We start from the raw sequence: 13,933 nt of genomic DNA on the forward strand, positions 1-13,933 counted from the left end.
AAAGTATTCTTGCTCCTCGGTCCGCCACTGGTAACTCCCGAAAAACAGTGTTTTCGTCAGTATTGCCCATGTGGTGAATCCGAGGTGTTCTGTCTCAAGACAACTTCGAGGCAACCGCGCTGGGTTTAATGGGGTGTTTCACCCCATTCCATATGGTCCGCCTTCCTGTAGTTCGCCGAATGCCGCCCAAACCTCGTGGCAGGCGCGTTCGAACGCCACATCATCTTTTGGGATGCTGGCCTTGAAATTTGGGTAAGACATGTGGTTGCCCAAGTTCATCAGCACGGTCACGAGGTGGTTGCGCGGTATGAATGCCCGGAAACGGTAGTCGCCGCCCGGTGTTTCGATCACCTGACCGTCCATGCCATAGTCGCGCAGCAATTCGGCATCCTGTGCGCGGCGAAACCGCAGGCAGACGCGGGATCCCATGTGCGGCCCGCTGGTGTTGCCGTCCTCATCCATGGCAACGGCTGAGAAAAAGCCCGAACCCTCGGGCGTCGAGAATGCTACCCACATCTGCAGGTCCTCCTATTTTTGGGAAAGGGCGCGCGGTCTATCAGAAAAAATACGGGGTCGTCAAATCGAGGGGCTTCCGCGCTGGGTTGCTTGGCCTGGAGGCGCAAACCGAGACCTCAAAATCCGGCAGTGGATACGTGGTGGTTGGAGGCTATTCGACCCATCCAGTTTTGCCGTGATCGCCTCCTGTTGCGGCGATCTTTCTGAAAGCGGTGGCTGACATCATTGAGCTGCTGTGCTGAACAGACGCTCATACCGATGGTTCCGTTGTGGGTCGGTTCGCGGCCTCTTGTACTTGCTGGCCGCGTTGGTGGCTTCGTCCGCAGAGCGGCCATTGGTGGACGATGCGGCGAAGAGTTGCTTTGCCCGGCGGGCTATGATTTTGGCGGCCACAGAGTTTCAATACTGCGGCGAACTGGTGGTTGGACGAGCCGAGGGGCAGGGAAGGGTTGGCTGGCTCAGTATCCGGTGCCTACCCTATGCCCACAGCCAGACTTACTCCAACTTGACCCAAGCCGCGTTTCTGGACGAGCTTTGCACACAAGCGGCTACAAATTTGACGCCGTCTAGCCCGTCGTGCACGGTTGGGTAAACAACGGACGCCTCAGGTGAAATCCCATTTCGGAAAGCCTGGATCGCCTCAGCAGCCTCTCCGTAAATATTGGCGAACCCTTCAAGATATCCTTCGGGATGGCCCGGAGGAACTCTGCTCAAGCGATTGGCAGCGTCACCAGCTCCAGCGCCATTGCGGGTGATCAGACGCTTTGGTTCGTTGTAGGGCGTGAACCAGAGATAGTTCGGGTCTTCCTGAGCCCACTCCAGCCCACCTTTTTCGCCGTAGACCCTCAACCGAAGTGCGTTTTCGTTGCCGGGAGCCACCTGAGAGGACCACAGCATACCCCGTGCTCCGCCTTCGAAGCGAAGCAAGACATGTGCGTTGTCATCGACTTGGCGCCCCGGCACGAAAGCTTGCAGATCCGCCGCAAGGCTTTCCGCCCTCAGCCCGGTCACAAAACAAACGAGGTTGTAGGCATGGGTTCCGATGTCACCGGTTGATCCGCCCGCGCCGGAGCGTTCGGGATCGGTTCGCCACTCCGCCTGTTTGAAATCCTGCTGCTCGGTCAGCCAGTCCTGCGGGTATTCAACCTGGACGACGCGGATTTTGCCAATATCGCCGTTGGCAACCATTTCACGCGCCTGCCGAACCATTGGGTAGCCCGTGTAGTTGTGGGTCAGTATGAACAGGGCATTCGCGCTTTCCGCCGCTTTGACCAGTTTTTTTGCATCGGCAAGGGTCGAGGTGAGTGGCTTGTCACAAATGACGTGAATCCCACGTTTCAGGAATTCACGCGCGGCGGCATAGTGGACGTGATTTGGCGTGACGATTGAGACCGCCTCGATCCCGGATTTGAGCCGGGCTTCCCGGATCGCCATTTGTTTGAAGTCTTCATAGACCCGTTCGAGACCCAATGCCCGGCCGCTTTCAATGGATTTTTCGGGCGTCGAAGACAAAGCGCCGGCAACCAGTTCGAACCTGTCATCCAATCGCGCCGCTATGCGATGAACGCCGCCTATGAAGGCGTCATTTCCGCCGCCGACCATGCCAAGCCGAATGCGACCCGAGGCTTCTTCACTGCGTCCTGTAACCATTATTCGATCCCCAGCATTTTGCGATTGGCGGCTTCGTCAGTGCCACCGTCCGCGAAATCATCAAAGGCTTTCTCGGTCACACGGATGATGTGATCCGACACAAACTGAGCGCCCTCACGCGCTCCATCCTCGGGGTGTTTGAGACAGCATTCCCATTCGACCACAGCCCAGCCATCAAAGTCGTTCGCCGCCATTTTTGAGAAGACTGCCCCGAAATCCACCTGGCCATCACCAAGCGACCGGAACCGGCCGGCACGATCCACCCAGCTTTGGTATCCTGAATAAACCCCTTGCCGCCCGGTCGGGTTGAACTCGGCATCTTTGACATGGAACATCCGGATCCGATCCTTGTAGATGTCGATATTGTCCAGATAGTCGAGGCATTGCAGTACGTAGTGCGACGGGTCGTACAACATGCAAGCCCTTGGGTGATTGCCTGTCCGTTCGAGGAACATCTCGTAGGTCACGCCGTCGTGGAGGTCCTCTCCGGGGTGAATTTCATAGCAGACATCAACGCCGCATTCCTCGGCGTGATCAAGGATTGGCCCCCAGCGGCGGGCGAGTTCATCAAATGCCGTCTCAATCAAGCCGGCAGGGCGCTGCGGCCAGGGATAGACGTAGGGCCACGCCAACGAGCCCGAGAATGTCGCATGCGCCGAAATGCCCAGGTTCTTCGAAGCGGACAATGCTTTTTTTACCTGGTCTACGGCCCATTCTTGCCGGGCTTTCGGGTTTCCTCTGACTCTCTCGGCGGCAAAGCCATCAAAGGCGCTGTCATAGGCCGGGTGAACGGCCACAAGTTGACCCTGAAGGTGCGTTGACAGTTCAGTGACTTCGACGCCATTTTCCCTGGCTTTGCCTTTGAAGTCATCGCAGTAGCCGGTGCTGGACGCGGCCTGTTCTAGGTCGAACAACCGGCCATCCCAACTGGGAACCTGGACGCCCTTGTATCCACAGTCAGCCGCCCATTTGGTAATCGCGTCCCACGAATTGAACGGTGCTTCGTCCCCTGCGAATTGTGCAAGAAATAATGCTGGACCTTTGATCGTTTTCATAAGTTTCCTCCCCAAAACCTAAGCCGCTATGGCGGTAAATTTTCCCTCAGATAGATGTCGATACGGATACGTTCCTGCGCTTTGTTGAATGGGACTTTGTCCGAAGTCGCACGCAGAAGACGGACGGCTGAACGAACAATGTGCCCGGTGTCTTGCGAGATCAGAGCGTCAAACGTGCCAAGCCTTAGAGCCTCTCGACTAAGCGGAGTCAGCTCATGCGCTATGATCACCAGATCCTTGCTGAGCTTGTTTTCCGAAAGGAACTGAATAAGGCCGGCATTGCCCGCCGCAGACGAGTATATTCCGACCAGATCCGGGTAGGTTTCGAAGATCTCGGGCATCATCTTGTAAATCAGATCCGGGTCATCCCGGCCCTCAACAGACGCCACGACCTCGAGATGCGGAAACTCCTCGGCCACAACAAGATCAAAGCCCTGGCGACGCTCCAGGTGGTCACGTGCCAAACGAGAGCCAGTCAGAACCAGGACCTTGCCTTCCCGATGCACGAACCGTCCCATCAATTGACCGGCGGTTCGTCCTGCGGAAACGTTGTCAATTCCTACAAAGTGGTCTCGCTCGGAACTCGGCAGGTCAGACACCAAGGCAACCACCGGAACCCCTTTGTCCTTGAGCCGTCTCACCGCATCGCGAACAGAAGGCGTTTCGGGTCCGAAAACGGCAACCCCATCAACATCCAAACTGTCGACAGCATCCAGAATGTTGACGATATCCTGCGGTTCAAACGGAGCGACCCTTTTGATCGTGATGCGAGTCCGCTCGATAAACTGGTCACGGGATTGCTCTGCGATCTGGTTGCTGATCGCCTCCACAAATTCGTTGTCGGTGTCCGGCAGAACAAAAAGGAAATTGTAAACCCGGTTTCGTGCGAGGTTTGCCGCGGCGGTGTCGCGCACATACCCCAGTTCATCAATTGCCTTTTGTACTTTCTGAACGGTTACTGCGCGCACGCCGGGGCGCCTGTTCAAGACCCGGTCCACAGTCGCAAGACTGACACCCGCAACCCGCGCGATGTCATTGACGGTTGGCTTCTTCACCAATTCTAGTTTTTGTTTTTGGTCTGCCACGTGTTCCTCAGCCCTCAAGCTCCCGCGCCAAGCCCTCGAACAACAAGGCAACGGCCTCAGCGCCGGGATCGTTATGTCCAACTAGGTTTTCTTCGGGAACATAAGCTGCTCGGCCCGCCTTCGCACGGCGAATTTTGGCCGTATTGTTCGCTCCTTCGCGGGCGGCATGTGCGGCATGGGTCAACCCCGATGGGAGAGCGGCAAGCGCGGGTGCCAAGGCGTCAATCATAGTTCTGTCGCCGACCTTGGCGCCTCCGACTTGGCTGACGCGTTTCAGGCCTTCTTCCAGGGATTTGGCTACGGTTGCCCCATTGGCACATGCGTCACCAGCTGCATTGAAGAAAATTGCTAGTATCACACCGGAGGAGCCACCCATGGTTTGGCTCAATTCATTGCCCAACGCCGGGAACAGCTGAGTCAAATCAGCGAGCGGCATGCGGTCAAGGCTGCCTTGCAGCGCTCTTGCGGCCGTCGCCAATGTGCTTCCTGTGTCGCCATCACCGGATTTCGCGTCCAGTTCGTTCAGATTCTTCTCAGCGTTGATGAGGAGTTCAGACAAGCGCGAGATCGTTTCCCTTGTGGTGGGATTGTTCGAAGGAATTGGATCGATCGGCGTCAGGCCGTCAGGCAATGGTGCCACTTTGATCGGGTCGATGGAATTGACCCCGGGCCACGCGGCCAGATCAACAGGTGCTTCAAGAGCTGACAAATCGGCCTGATCCACGGGTAGAATGGAAACAGAAAACCCGTGCATATCTAGCGATGTCATCATGGGGGCCGGACCGATGATATGGTGGGCAATACCGGTTTCGGACAAGGCGTGCGTTAGGACAGCCATTTCCAGCGGAGTCGTGGAACCGAGGTTGTTGACCAACGCCACACATTCCCCGGCCCCAAGCCGTTGCCTCAGCTTCTCCACCACTGTGGACATGGCCGATACGGCATTTGAGAATTCGACTTGCTGCACACCCGGCTCGCCATGGATGCCCAAACCAAGTTCCGCCTTGCCGGGTGCGATCCTGTCTTCTTTCGGAGATCCCGGAACGGTACAGGTGTCCAGGCTCATACCAATGCTGACAACCTTTTCGATGGTGCTACTGGCTGCTTTGGCAACGGTGTCCAGGTCAGCACCGCTTTCCGCAAGCGCTCCGGCGATTTTGTGCACGAACAACGTGCCTGCCACGCCACGTGGTTGCGGCAGGTCGGGCAGGGCGATGTCGTCGTCGACGACCACCATTTCAACCTTGCGACCCAATGCACGGGCGCGTTCAGCGGCCAGCCCAAAGTTCAGCCGGTCACCGGTATAGTTCTTGACGATCAGCAAGCACCCAGCCTCACCCGTGACTGCAAGAATGCCCGCCAGAACCGCCTCGACAGACGGGGACGCAAACACTTCGCCGCAGACTGCGGCCGTCAGCATACCGGCGCCAACAAAGCCCGCATGGGCGGGCTCGTGACCTGACCCTCCACCGGACACCAACGCCACCTTCGACTTGTCCCAATCCGACCTGTAGACAACTTTGATATGCGGGTAGCCGTCCAGCCGGGTAAGCCTCCCTCCAGAGGAGGCCAGAAGACCGTCTATGGCATCTGTTACCAGGGTTTCTTTTGTGTTGAGGAACTGGGCCATGCTTTGCTCCTTAATTCACCCGCGCGCCGGACGCGTCAAAATACAATGGGTTGTGGGGGCGGATTTTAATAATTTTTCCAGATGGATAGTCCTGGTGGACATCTATCAACGTCACGACCGGGTGACCGTTTAGGTCCAAGTGCAGTCGTGTTTGATCACCCAGATGCTCGGCGCGTATCACGCGCGCCTCGCTGCCTTCACCTTCAACGATGTTTTCCGGGCGAAGACCAATCTGCGGACCTTTGTGGTCGCCTCCGAACAACTCGGACGGCAGGATGTTTATCCGTGGCAGACCCAACCTGCTGGCCACGTAAACGCTGCCGGGATTTTCGTAGATATCGCGAGGGGTACCGTACTGAACCAGCCTGCCGTTTTCCAAAACGCCGATATGCGTGGCCATTGTCATGGCTTCCACCTGATCATGGGTCACATAAAGCAAGGTTGATCCCAGGTCGGCCTGAATTCTCTTCAACTCGACCCGCAAATCCGCCCGAAGCTTGGCGTCCAAAGAGCTGAGCGGTTCGTCCATCAGGAAGATCTGGGGGTCACGCACCAGCGCCCGTCCGATCGAGACACGCTGCATTTCGCCGCCAGACAGTTCGGTGGCTTTGTTGTCCAGTTTGTGCGGGATCTGCAGGATCTCCGACACTTCGTTGACCTTCCTGGCGATCTCATCCTCTGGCGTCTTCAGGATCGGCGACCGCAGAGGGAAAGACAGGTTTTCACGCACTGTCATATGCGGGTACAGCGAGTACTGCTGGAAAACCATCGCCACATCGCGCTGGGCGGGTGTATCCATCCCGACGTCGCGCCCGGCAATGCGAACCGTGCCTGAATCCAGTTTCTCAAGCCCGGATATCAGTCTCAGCGTCGTTGTTTTTCCCGCACCCGTCGGACCCAACAACACCACAAAGGCGCCGTTGGGGATCGTCATTGAGATATCATCCACCGCTTTGATGTCGCCGAATGACTTCGAAATGTTTTCCAGAACGACTTCAGCCATTGCTCAGTACCTCGTCGTTCAGTGCGGACCTCAACGCGCGTCCGGTAGATTTTTCGAAAAGGGTCACTGCGGATGAGCGGAACTCCAATCCGACCGTCTCGCCGGGATTGACGGTTTCGCGTGCATCAATCCGGGCTTTCAACTCTCCGTTCGGGCTTTGCAGCGTCACGATCTGGGTCGTTCCCAGATATTCAGCGGCCAGGACCTTGGCTCGGTAGGCGCTGGCATCTGACAGAAAAACATGCTCGGGTCGAACGCCGAAAACCAAGTCACCTTCCGCCCCTTCCATCAGTTTGGGCACGGCTTCGTCATGGCCATTCAGTCGAACCATTTCCGAGCCAGGCGCGACCTTTCCCTGAAACGGTAGGAAGTTCATCGACGGAGACCCGATAAAATCCGCAACGAACATTGTGGCCGGTTTGTCGTAGATTTCCTGCGGCGTGCCGAATTGCTCGATCACAGCGTTGTTCATCACAACGATCTTGTCGCCCATTTGCATGGCTTCCAGTTGGTCATGTGTGACGTAAACAGTGGTTGCGCCCATGCGATCGTGGAGCGCGCGTAGTTCTTCGGCCATGTGTTCCCGAAACTCGGCATCTAAGGCACCCAGCGGTTCGTCCATCATGAATGCCTTGGGTTCGCGAACAATTGCGCGACCCAGCGCCACGCGTTGCCTGTCGCCACCTGAAAGCCCACCCACCGGGCTGTCGAGGATGTCGTTGATCCCCAGAATCCCCGCGACTTCTTCGACTTTGGCTTTGACAGCAGCACGCGGCATGCCCTGCGATATAAGCGGATAGCTGATGTTCTTGCGCACGTTCATGTGGGGATACAGCGCGAACATCTGGAACACGAAGGCAATGTCCCGCTCTGATGGCGGCCGCTGGCTGATCTCTTCGCCGTCCAGATAGATTTCGCCCGACGTTGGAAGCTCCAATCCCGCGATCATCCGCAGCGTCGTCGTTTTCCCGCAACCGGAGGGGCCCAGCAGCATGAAAAACTCGCCGTCTTCAATCGTGAACGAACTTTCGCGGACAGCCGTGAAATCGCCGAACATCTTCTTTACGTTTTTGACTACGATCTGGGCCATTTCTACTCCGGGAAATGGCTGACTATGATGAACATGACGGTTCCGATCAGCGTGACGATGAAGGAATAAGTGAAGGCCCAAAGGACAAAGGGCTGCATCAGCATGAAGACACCCAGTGCGATGAGGATGGTTGCGACCATCTCCCATGGGCCGCGGCGGAGCCGCACCAATCCGGAAAGAAACTCGCTCATTTGCGTACGGCTCCGAATGTTATCCCGCGCAGCAAGTGTTTGCGCATCAGGATGGTGAAAATCATGACCGGGATCAGGAAGATCGTCGCGCCGGCCGCAACGGCAGGCCAGTCCAAGCCGCCGATACCGATGATGGTCGGGATGAACGGTGGTGCAGTTTGCGCGTTTGCGGATGTCAGCAGCACGGCGAACGCGTACTCATTCCAGGCGAAGATCAGGCAGAAGATCGCAGTTGACGCAATTCCGGTAGCGGCTTGCGGCAGCACCACTTTGTAGAAGGCCTGAAACCTCGTGTACCCATCGATAAGGGCGGCTTCTTCGTACTCTCTGGGGATTTCGTCGATGAATCCTTTCAGCAACCAGACCGCCAGGGAGATATTCACGCCCGTGTAGAGCAGGATCATCCCGAGATGCGTGTCGCTTAAACCGAGGTTTCTGAACATCAGGAAGATAGGGATGGCGACAGCGACCGGAGGCATCATCCTTGTACTCAGGATGAAGAACAGAAGGTCATCCTTAAGCGGGACCTTAAATCGGCTGAACGCATAGGCAGCCAACGTGCCAAGGAAGATACTCAAGAACGTCGAGCCAAATCCGATGATGACCGAATTCATGAAGCGCTCGCCGAACTTGGAGGGCCCAACGATCACCATGTCGTATTGGCGTACGATCTCATCGGCCCAGTTCTGCGGCGGGTTGGCTTCCAGAAACTCCTGCGTTTGCCTGGTGCGTGTGGTGAAGAGGTTGACGTAGCCTTCAAGCGTTGGGTCAAAGACCACTTTGGGCGGGTAGCTGATCGCGTCGGACGGAGACTTGAAGCCAGTCAGCAAGATCCACACCAGCGGGATCATCGTGATCAGCGCATAAGTGATGACCAGGATGCCTGCGATCCATTTGGACCGGTTCGAAGGTTCAGTGACCGAAAAACTGCTCATCTCTGTTTCACCTTGTTCAGGGCTTTGACGTAGATCGACGCAAGGCCGAACACGGTGACGAACAAGATGATCGCATAGGCCGAGGCGTAGCCCGTCCGCCACTTCTCAAACGCCTCTCGCTTGAGATTGATTGAGGTGAGTTCCGTTACAGATCCCGGCCCACCGCCTGTCAGCTGAACAACCAGGTCGAACATCTTGAAGTTCTCGATCCCTCGAAACAGCACCGCGAGCATCAGGAACGGCAGCACCATCGGAATGGTGATCGTAAAGAACTGCCGCAGCTTGCTGGCCCTGTCGATCTCAGCCGCCTCGTAGATGTAGTCGGGAATGCTGCGCAGCCCGGCCAGACAAATCAGCATCACGAAGGGGGTCCACATCCAGGTGTCAACGATCACGATCGCCCAAGGGGCCAACGTGACGGACCCCAGCATTTCAAAGCTTGAGGGGTCCTTGCCCGTGAACCATGACACGATGTAGTTGAACAGGCCGATTTGAGGCTGATACAGGAATTTCCAGAAGTTCCCGACGACGGCCGGGGACAGCATCATCGGCAGCACGATGATCGTGGTCCAAAGATCGTTGCCCTTGAATTTCTTGTTGATCAGCCACGCCAGCGTGAACCCGATCAGGACCTGGAAAAAGATCGTCCAGAACAGGAAATGCGCCGTCGCCTGCATGTTCAGCCAGGTGTCTGAATCAGTCAGGATACGTTCGTAATTCCTGAGTCCGACGTCTTTGACCTCGCGCCCGATCCGGTTGGCCTTGTAGTTGGTAAAACTCAGTTGGATGGTCCAGATCAACGGAAAGATGTTGATCGCCAGCAATAGAAAAATCGTTGGTGAGATGAAAATCCAGGCGATCGCGCGGTCGGATAATCCTCGGATTTTTCGCGCAACTCGCTCGGGCGTTGCCTGCGCAACGCGATTTACGGTCCTGTCAGACATCTCTTTGCCAGCTCTTGTTGGTTTAGGACTCACGGGTGAAGGTGGAGCGGGATTGCACCCGCTCCTGCCTGTGTCCGGACTACAGCTTGCCTTCGTCTTCGAAGACTTCGGTCCAGTCTTGGATCAGAAGATCAAGCGCTTCTTGAGCGGTGCCCTGGTCCGCAACCACGTAGTCGTGGATGCGCTTCTGCATCGCCAGCAGCAGTTCCGCATAAGCCGGCTCCTGCCAGAAATCCTGCACCCCGGCCATCGCTTCCAGGAAGTCACCGGCAAACGGCTGGCTGTCAACAAAACCCGGATCTTCCAGTACGGAGTTATGGGCCGAGTAGCCGCCGAGCTCCCACCATTTGGCCTGAACGTCCGGTTGTGCAAACCACTTGATGTACTCAAGTGCGGCGTCCTGTTTGTCAGAGTAGCTGACAACAGAGATACCTTGTCCGCCCAGTGTCGAACCTGCCTGATTTTGTGGTGGGTTCACAAAGAAGTCGATCTTGTCGCCGCCGGTATTGGGATCGGCGTAGAGACCCGGGAAGAACGCAAACCAGTTCATCGCCATGGCGACCTGACCGGACTTAAAGGCGTCCAGACTCTCACCCATGTAAGAGTTGGTATATCCCGGAGGCGTCGCCGTTTCGTAGAATTCCTTGTAGAACTCCAGAGCTTCAACCGCTTCGGGTGAGTTTACCGCACCTTCCATGTCATATGAGCCCGGGGTGTTTTCGTATTTGAAGCCCCAAGGATACAGCGCTCCGGTGACACCCATGGTGATCCCTTCCGAGCCGCGCTCGGTAAAGATTGCTGCCCCATAGACGGTCTTGCCGTCGATCTCACGACCTTGGAAGAACTGAGCGATCTGCAGCAGCTCTTTCTGAGACTGTGGCTCACGCAGGTCCTGACCAGTCGCTTCTTTGTATGCGGCTTGGATGTCGGGGTTCTCGAACCAGTCCTTGCGATAGAACCAGCCATTCGCATCGCCCATCGCTGGCAGCGCATAGTAGTTCGGCGTGCCCTTGGGCCAGGTCGAGTAAGCGTAAACAGTGGCCGGCGCGAAATCGTCCATGCTGATGCCTTCAGCATCGAAGAAGTCGTTCAGTTTGACATAGTGGCCATTCTCAGCGCCCCCGCCGATCCACTGGCTGTCACCGATCAACAAGTCGCAGAGCTTGCCCCCAGAGTTCAGCTCGTTCAGCATCCGATCCGCAAAATTCGGCCAGGGAACAAACTCGAAGTTCATCGTGTGACCGGATTCGGCTTCGAATTCCTTTGAAAGCTCGACAAGCGCGTTGGCCGGGTCCCATGCAGCCCAACAAAGCGTCAGATCTTCAGCATTCGCCTTGGTGGAAAGAGTAGTAGCGGCAAGGACTATTGCGCTGGCCGAGGCCAGTTTTGTGTAAGTCATCCATTCCTCCCTTTTTTCGCCGTCAATCGAGGATGTGCGAATCGCGGCATACCCCCAAGGCTATTTGAGGTACGCACATCAAGTCTAGATATTTTTGAGGTTCGTACCTCAAGCGGACGGTGGTTGACGATTGGTGCTCCTTTAAATCACTGATGTAATGTAATTTTATTCCATTTGGTCGGTGTGCATGTATTTTCAGCAGTGAGGCATAAAGGGCCGCACCCGCCAAAATTGGCCCAGCTCACGATCACGTCCATCATGCGGCCAACCGGATTTTGGAACCCGCTTATGAGGCTCTAGCGGATTATTCGGTCGATACCCTTGAGGATTGGAGATAGCGTCAAACGGCACGGGTCACTCTGGCTCGTGCGTAACTCGTATGGTCAGGGGCAGACGTATGAACGCGCTCTCTATCGTCAGATTGAACCGGTACCCAATCAAAGGCTTGAGTGCCGATCCGATGCAAACCGTGACGCTGCGGGCAGGGGAGGGGATCCCGGGTGATCGCCTGTTCGGATTTGCGCGCTACAACTCCGGATTCGACCCACAGAACCCTCAGCCACTGCCGAAAGATCGCTTTGTTGTTCTGTTGAATGAGGCCGCGCTGGCAGGCGTCGAGACGAGTTTTGATTTTGAGACCCAAGATCTTGAGATCAAAGCGAACGGCAAAACGCAAAGCTTCAATATGCGAACACCAGAAGACCGGACGGATGCGGCAAGTTTCCTGTCTTCAGAGATCGACTTGAAAGATCCCGAATTGCCGGAATTCGTCTCGTCTGCTCCTCACCGGTTTACGGATGTGTCCGTCGTCTCACCAAAAATGATGAACGCGATATCCGTTCTTAATCGCGCGTCGGTGAGAGAGTTGGGTGAAAAACTGAACGCAGAGATCCAGCCAGCGCGGTTCCGCGCGAACATCGAGATAGACGGCTTGCCTTCGTTTTCCGAGTTGGATGCAGTTGGATCAGTTCTGAGATTTGGCGATGTTGAGTTGAAGATACTATCGCGTACGAAAAGATGTGCGGCCACTGAAGTGAACCCGGATACGGCCGAGCGTGACTTGAAAATACCCTATCTTATTAGGAAGTTGATGGGGCACATGGATATGGGAATCTATGTCGAGGTGACCAAAGGCGGAACCCTAAGTGTCGGCCAACCCGGGGAAATGCTTGCCTGAATGCCGCCCCCCTCAGATTGGCGACCTCGGGAAACCCCTGTTCCATATTCAATCGTGAAAAAGATCTTCGGTTTTTGCTGGTTCGCCCGGGGTGGCGATGTCTACGCAGCGAGGCTCCCCTGAGAGCCATATTCCAACCAGTCTCGGTCTTCGGGATCCAGGTGTGCATCCATCATCGCGTCGTAGCTTGCCAGTTCTTCCGCCGTCAGTTTTCCGTGCCATTTGCCGCTCGTTCCGCTGTGGAAAAACTCGGCATCCGACTTGAAGAATCCTTTGCCACCTGAGGGGGCATAGCGTTCTGCTTTGTCCTTCATATTGTCGAAGGTCGCAGTTTGAACCAATTGATCCATGACTGCCTCTGAATGGGTCGTGCCCAGGATGTCAGCCAGCCTGAAGAACGTTCCTCTCAAGTCCCGGGTCATGTCTGCGTAGTGAAAAAGCGATACGTTCGGCCGGTCGGAAAGTGCCGCAGCGGCTTTGTAATGCCGAATGATATGTGCCAGTGGCATCGCATCGGTATCGAACCCTTCCGCCCCGCCGTCCAGAAAGCGACGGAATGTGATACCTTCTTCATCGTTCTCGGGATACCAGGTGTCAAACCAGGTCATTGGAATGTTTCTGATGTGTTTGCGAAACGAGAAATGCGCATCGAGGGGATGACGAAAAACGCAGATGTACTGTGCTTGATCATCCAGAGGTAACCCATCCATCGGTGTGTGGCTTTTCATGCTGCGCCGATGCTGCATGGCTTCGAGCCGCTCTGCGACTTCAGGCATCTCTCGGATTCGGATGTCTACCCACGGTATTTTCACGGACAACTCCGTTTCAACTTCGGGATCACCAGAAAACAACAGAGATACAATGGTTTGCATCCAGGTCGTGCCGCATTTCGGTGGTGTTACCACGAACACATCGTCGGGGCGGATGCGAACCATATCCCAGCGTCTATTGTCGGTCAGGGGGCCAAGGTAGAGCTTTCGGTTTTTCACGTCTGAAAACTCCTCCGTGCGAATTGGTTCAGGAAAATTGGAATGAAAGTGAAAGGCGACTGGTTCTCATGGCGGAAATCCCAAAAAGCCAGTTGCTGCCTTGTTGAGTCAGGCCGGCAACAGAATGAGAGCGGAGCAGCACCTACACGTTATTCCAACAACCGCTCTGGGTTCTGGCCAGCAAGCAGCGCGCAATGCCCGCAAAACGGAACCAAGCCGCCGTTCATCCTTTCCCTTGGACTGCGCTGGTCTTCAGTCCAAGGGGATGA

The 13,933-nt window shown here is 56.0% G+C and carries 13 protein-coding genes; 1 reads left to right on the forward strand and 12 read right to left on the reverse strand.

Going from position 1 to position 13,933, the window contains the following annotated elements:
- Positions 1-138 precede the first annotated feature (138 nt).
- From GOW72_RS18650 to GOW72_RS18700, 11 genes are all read right to left on the reverse strand, one after another.
- The gene (locus GOW72_RS18650) at positions 139-516 is read right to left on the reverse strand and encodes a hypothetical protein (RefSeq protein ID WP_170368052.1); all 378 of its coding nucleotides are present in this window, start codon (positions 514-516) and stop codon (positions 139-141) included.
- Between the two features lie 495 nt (positions 517-1,011).
- Complete coding sequence (locus GOW72_RS18655) at positions 1,012-2,166, reverse strand: Gfo/Idh/MocA family protein (RefSeq protein ID WP_170368054.1); 1,155 nt, start codon at positions 2,164-2,166, stop codon at positions 1,012-1,014.
- A complete protein-coding gene (locus GOW72_RS18660) occupies positions 2,166-3,221 on the reverse strand; it encodes a sugar phosphate isomerase/epimerase family protein (protein WP_170368056.1) in 1,056 nt (351 codons plus the stop codon). The genes GOW72_RS18655 and GOW72_RS18660 overlap by 1 nt, the downstream gene beginning before the upstream one ends.
- Before the next feature lie 26 nt (positions 3,222-3,247).
- Complete coding sequence (locus GOW72_RS18665) at positions 3,248-4,306, reverse strand: LacI family DNA-binding transcriptional regulator (RefSeq protein WP_170343496.1); 1,059 nt, start codon at positions 4,304-4,306, stop codon at positions 3,248-3,250.
- A 7-nt stretch (positions 4,307-4,313) separates the two neighbouring features.
- On the reverse strand, positions 4,314-5,936 hold the full coding sequence (locus GOW72_RS18670) for a dihydroxyacetone kinase subunit DhaK (protein ID WP_170368058.1): 1,623 nt from the start codon (positions 5,934-5,936) through the stop codon (positions 4,314-4,316).
- A gap of 10 nt (positions 5,937-5,946) precedes the next feature.
- Positions 5,947-6,939, reverse strand: a complete 993-nt coding sequence (locus GOW72_RS18675; RefSeq protein WP_170368060.1) for an ABC transporter ATP-binding protein — start codon at positions 6,937-6,939, stop codon at positions 5,947-5,949.
- Positions 6,932-8,029 carry an ABC transporter ATP-binding protein gene (locus tag GOW72_RS18680; protein ID WP_170368062.1) on the reverse strand — a complete coding sequence of 366 codons (1,098 nt, stop codon included), beginning with the start codon at positions 8,027-8,029 and terminating at the stop codon, positions 6,932-6,934. The genes GOW72_RS18675 and GOW72_RS18680 overlap by 8 nt, the downstream gene beginning before the upstream one ends.
- A 2-nt stretch (positions 8,030-8,031) precedes the next feature.
- Entirely contained in the window at positions 8,032-8,220 is a 189-nt protein-coding gene (locus tag GOW72_RS18685; RefSeq protein WP_170343500.1) for a hypothetical protein, read from the reverse strand.
- On the reverse strand, positions 8,217-9,155 hold the full coding sequence (locus GOW72_RS18690) for a carbohydrate ABC transporter permease (protein WP_170368064.1): 939 nt from the start codon (positions 9,153-9,155) through the stop codon (positions 8,217-8,219). The genes GOW72_RS18685 and GOW72_RS18690 overlap by 4 nt, the downstream gene beginning before the upstream one ends.
- Positions 9,152-10,099, reverse strand: a complete 948-nt coding sequence (locus GOW72_RS18695; RefSeq protein WP_170368066.1) for a carbohydrate ABC transporter permease — start codon at positions 10,097-10,099, stop codon at positions 9,152-9,154. The genes GOW72_RS18690 and GOW72_RS18695 overlap by 4 nt, the downstream gene beginning before the upstream one ends.
- A 79-nt stretch (positions 10,100-10,178) precedes the next feature.
- Positions 10,179-11,498: an ABC transporter substrate-binding protein gene (locus tag GOW72_RS18700; RefSeq protein ID WP_093965439.1), complete on the reverse strand. Its 1,320-nt coding sequence runs from the start codon at positions 11,496-11,498 to the stop codon at positions 10,179-10,181.
- Positions 11,499-11,895: 397 nt separating this feature from the next.
- On the opposite strand from GOW72_RS18700, the gene GOW72_RS18705 reads away from it, so the two are divergent.
- Positions 11,896-12,675: an MOSC domain-containing protein gene (locus GOW72_RS18705; RefSeq protein WP_170368068.1), complete on the forward strand. Its 780-nt coding sequence runs from the start codon at positions 11,896-11,898 to the stop codon at positions 12,673-12,675.
- Between the two features lie 101 nt (positions 12,676-12,776).
- Here the strand turns inward: GOW72_RS18705 and GOW72_RS18710 are convergent, their stop codons facing one another.
- Entirely contained in the window at positions 12,777-13,664 is an 888-nt protein-coding gene (locus tag GOW72_RS18710) for a sulfotransferase domain-containing protein (RefSeq protein ID WP_170368070.1), read from the reverse strand.
- Positions 13,665-13,933 lie beyond the last annotated feature (269 nt).

The organism is Ruegeria arenilitoris, from assembly GCF_013032855.1.
GTDB lineage: Bacteria > Pseudomonadota > Alphaproteobacteria > Rhodobacterales > Rhodobacteraceae > Ruegeria > Ruegeria arenilitoris.

Bases quoted from the DNA above. Each gene is read 5' to 3' on its own strand.
- GOW72_RS18650 (WP_170368052.1), bottom strand. From the start codon at position 516: ATGTGGGTAGCATTCTCGACGCCCGAGGGTTCGGGCTTTTTCTCAGCC.
- GOW72_RS18655 (WP_170368054.1), bottom strand. From the start codon at position 2,166: ATGGTTACAGGACGCAGTGAAGAAGCCTCGGGTCGCATTCGGCTTGGC.
- GOW72_RS18660 (WP_170368056.1), bottom strand. From the start codon at position 3,221: ATGAAAACGATCAAAGGTCCAGCATTATTTCTTGCACAATTCGCAGGG.
- GOW72_RS18670 (WP_170368058.1), bottom strand. From the start codon at position 5,936: ATGGCCCAGTTCCTCAACACAAAAGAAACCCTGGTAACAGATGCCATA.
- GOW72_RS18675 (WP_170368060.1), bottom strand. From the start codon at position 6,939: ATGGCTGAAGTCGTTCTGGAAAACATTTCGAAGTCATTCGGCGACATC.
- GOW72_RS18680 (WP_170368062.1), bottom strand. From the start codon at position 8,029: ATGGCCCAGATCGTAGTCAAAAACGTAAAGAAGATGTTCGGCGATTTC.
- GOW72_RS18685 (WP_170343500.1), bottom strand. From the start codon at position 8,220: ATGAGCGAGTTTCTTTCCGGATTGGTGCGGCTCCGCCGCGGCCCATGG.
- GOW72_RS18690 (WP_170368064.1), bottom strand. From the start codon at position 9,155: ATGAGCAGTTTTTCGGTCACTGAACCTTCGAACCGGTCCAAATGGATC.
- GOW72_RS18695 (WP_170368066.1), bottom strand. From the start codon at position 10,099: ATGTCTGACAGGACCGTAAATCGCGTTGCGCAGGCAACGCCCGAGCGA.
- GOW72_RS18700 (WP_093965439.1), bottom strand. From the start codon at position 11,498: ATGACTTACACAAAACTGGCCTCGGCCAGCGCAATAGTCCTTGCCGCT.
- GOW72_RS18705 (WP_170368068.1), top strand. From the start codon at position 11,896: ATGAACGCGCTCTCTATCGTCAGATTGAACCGGTACCCAATCAAAGGC.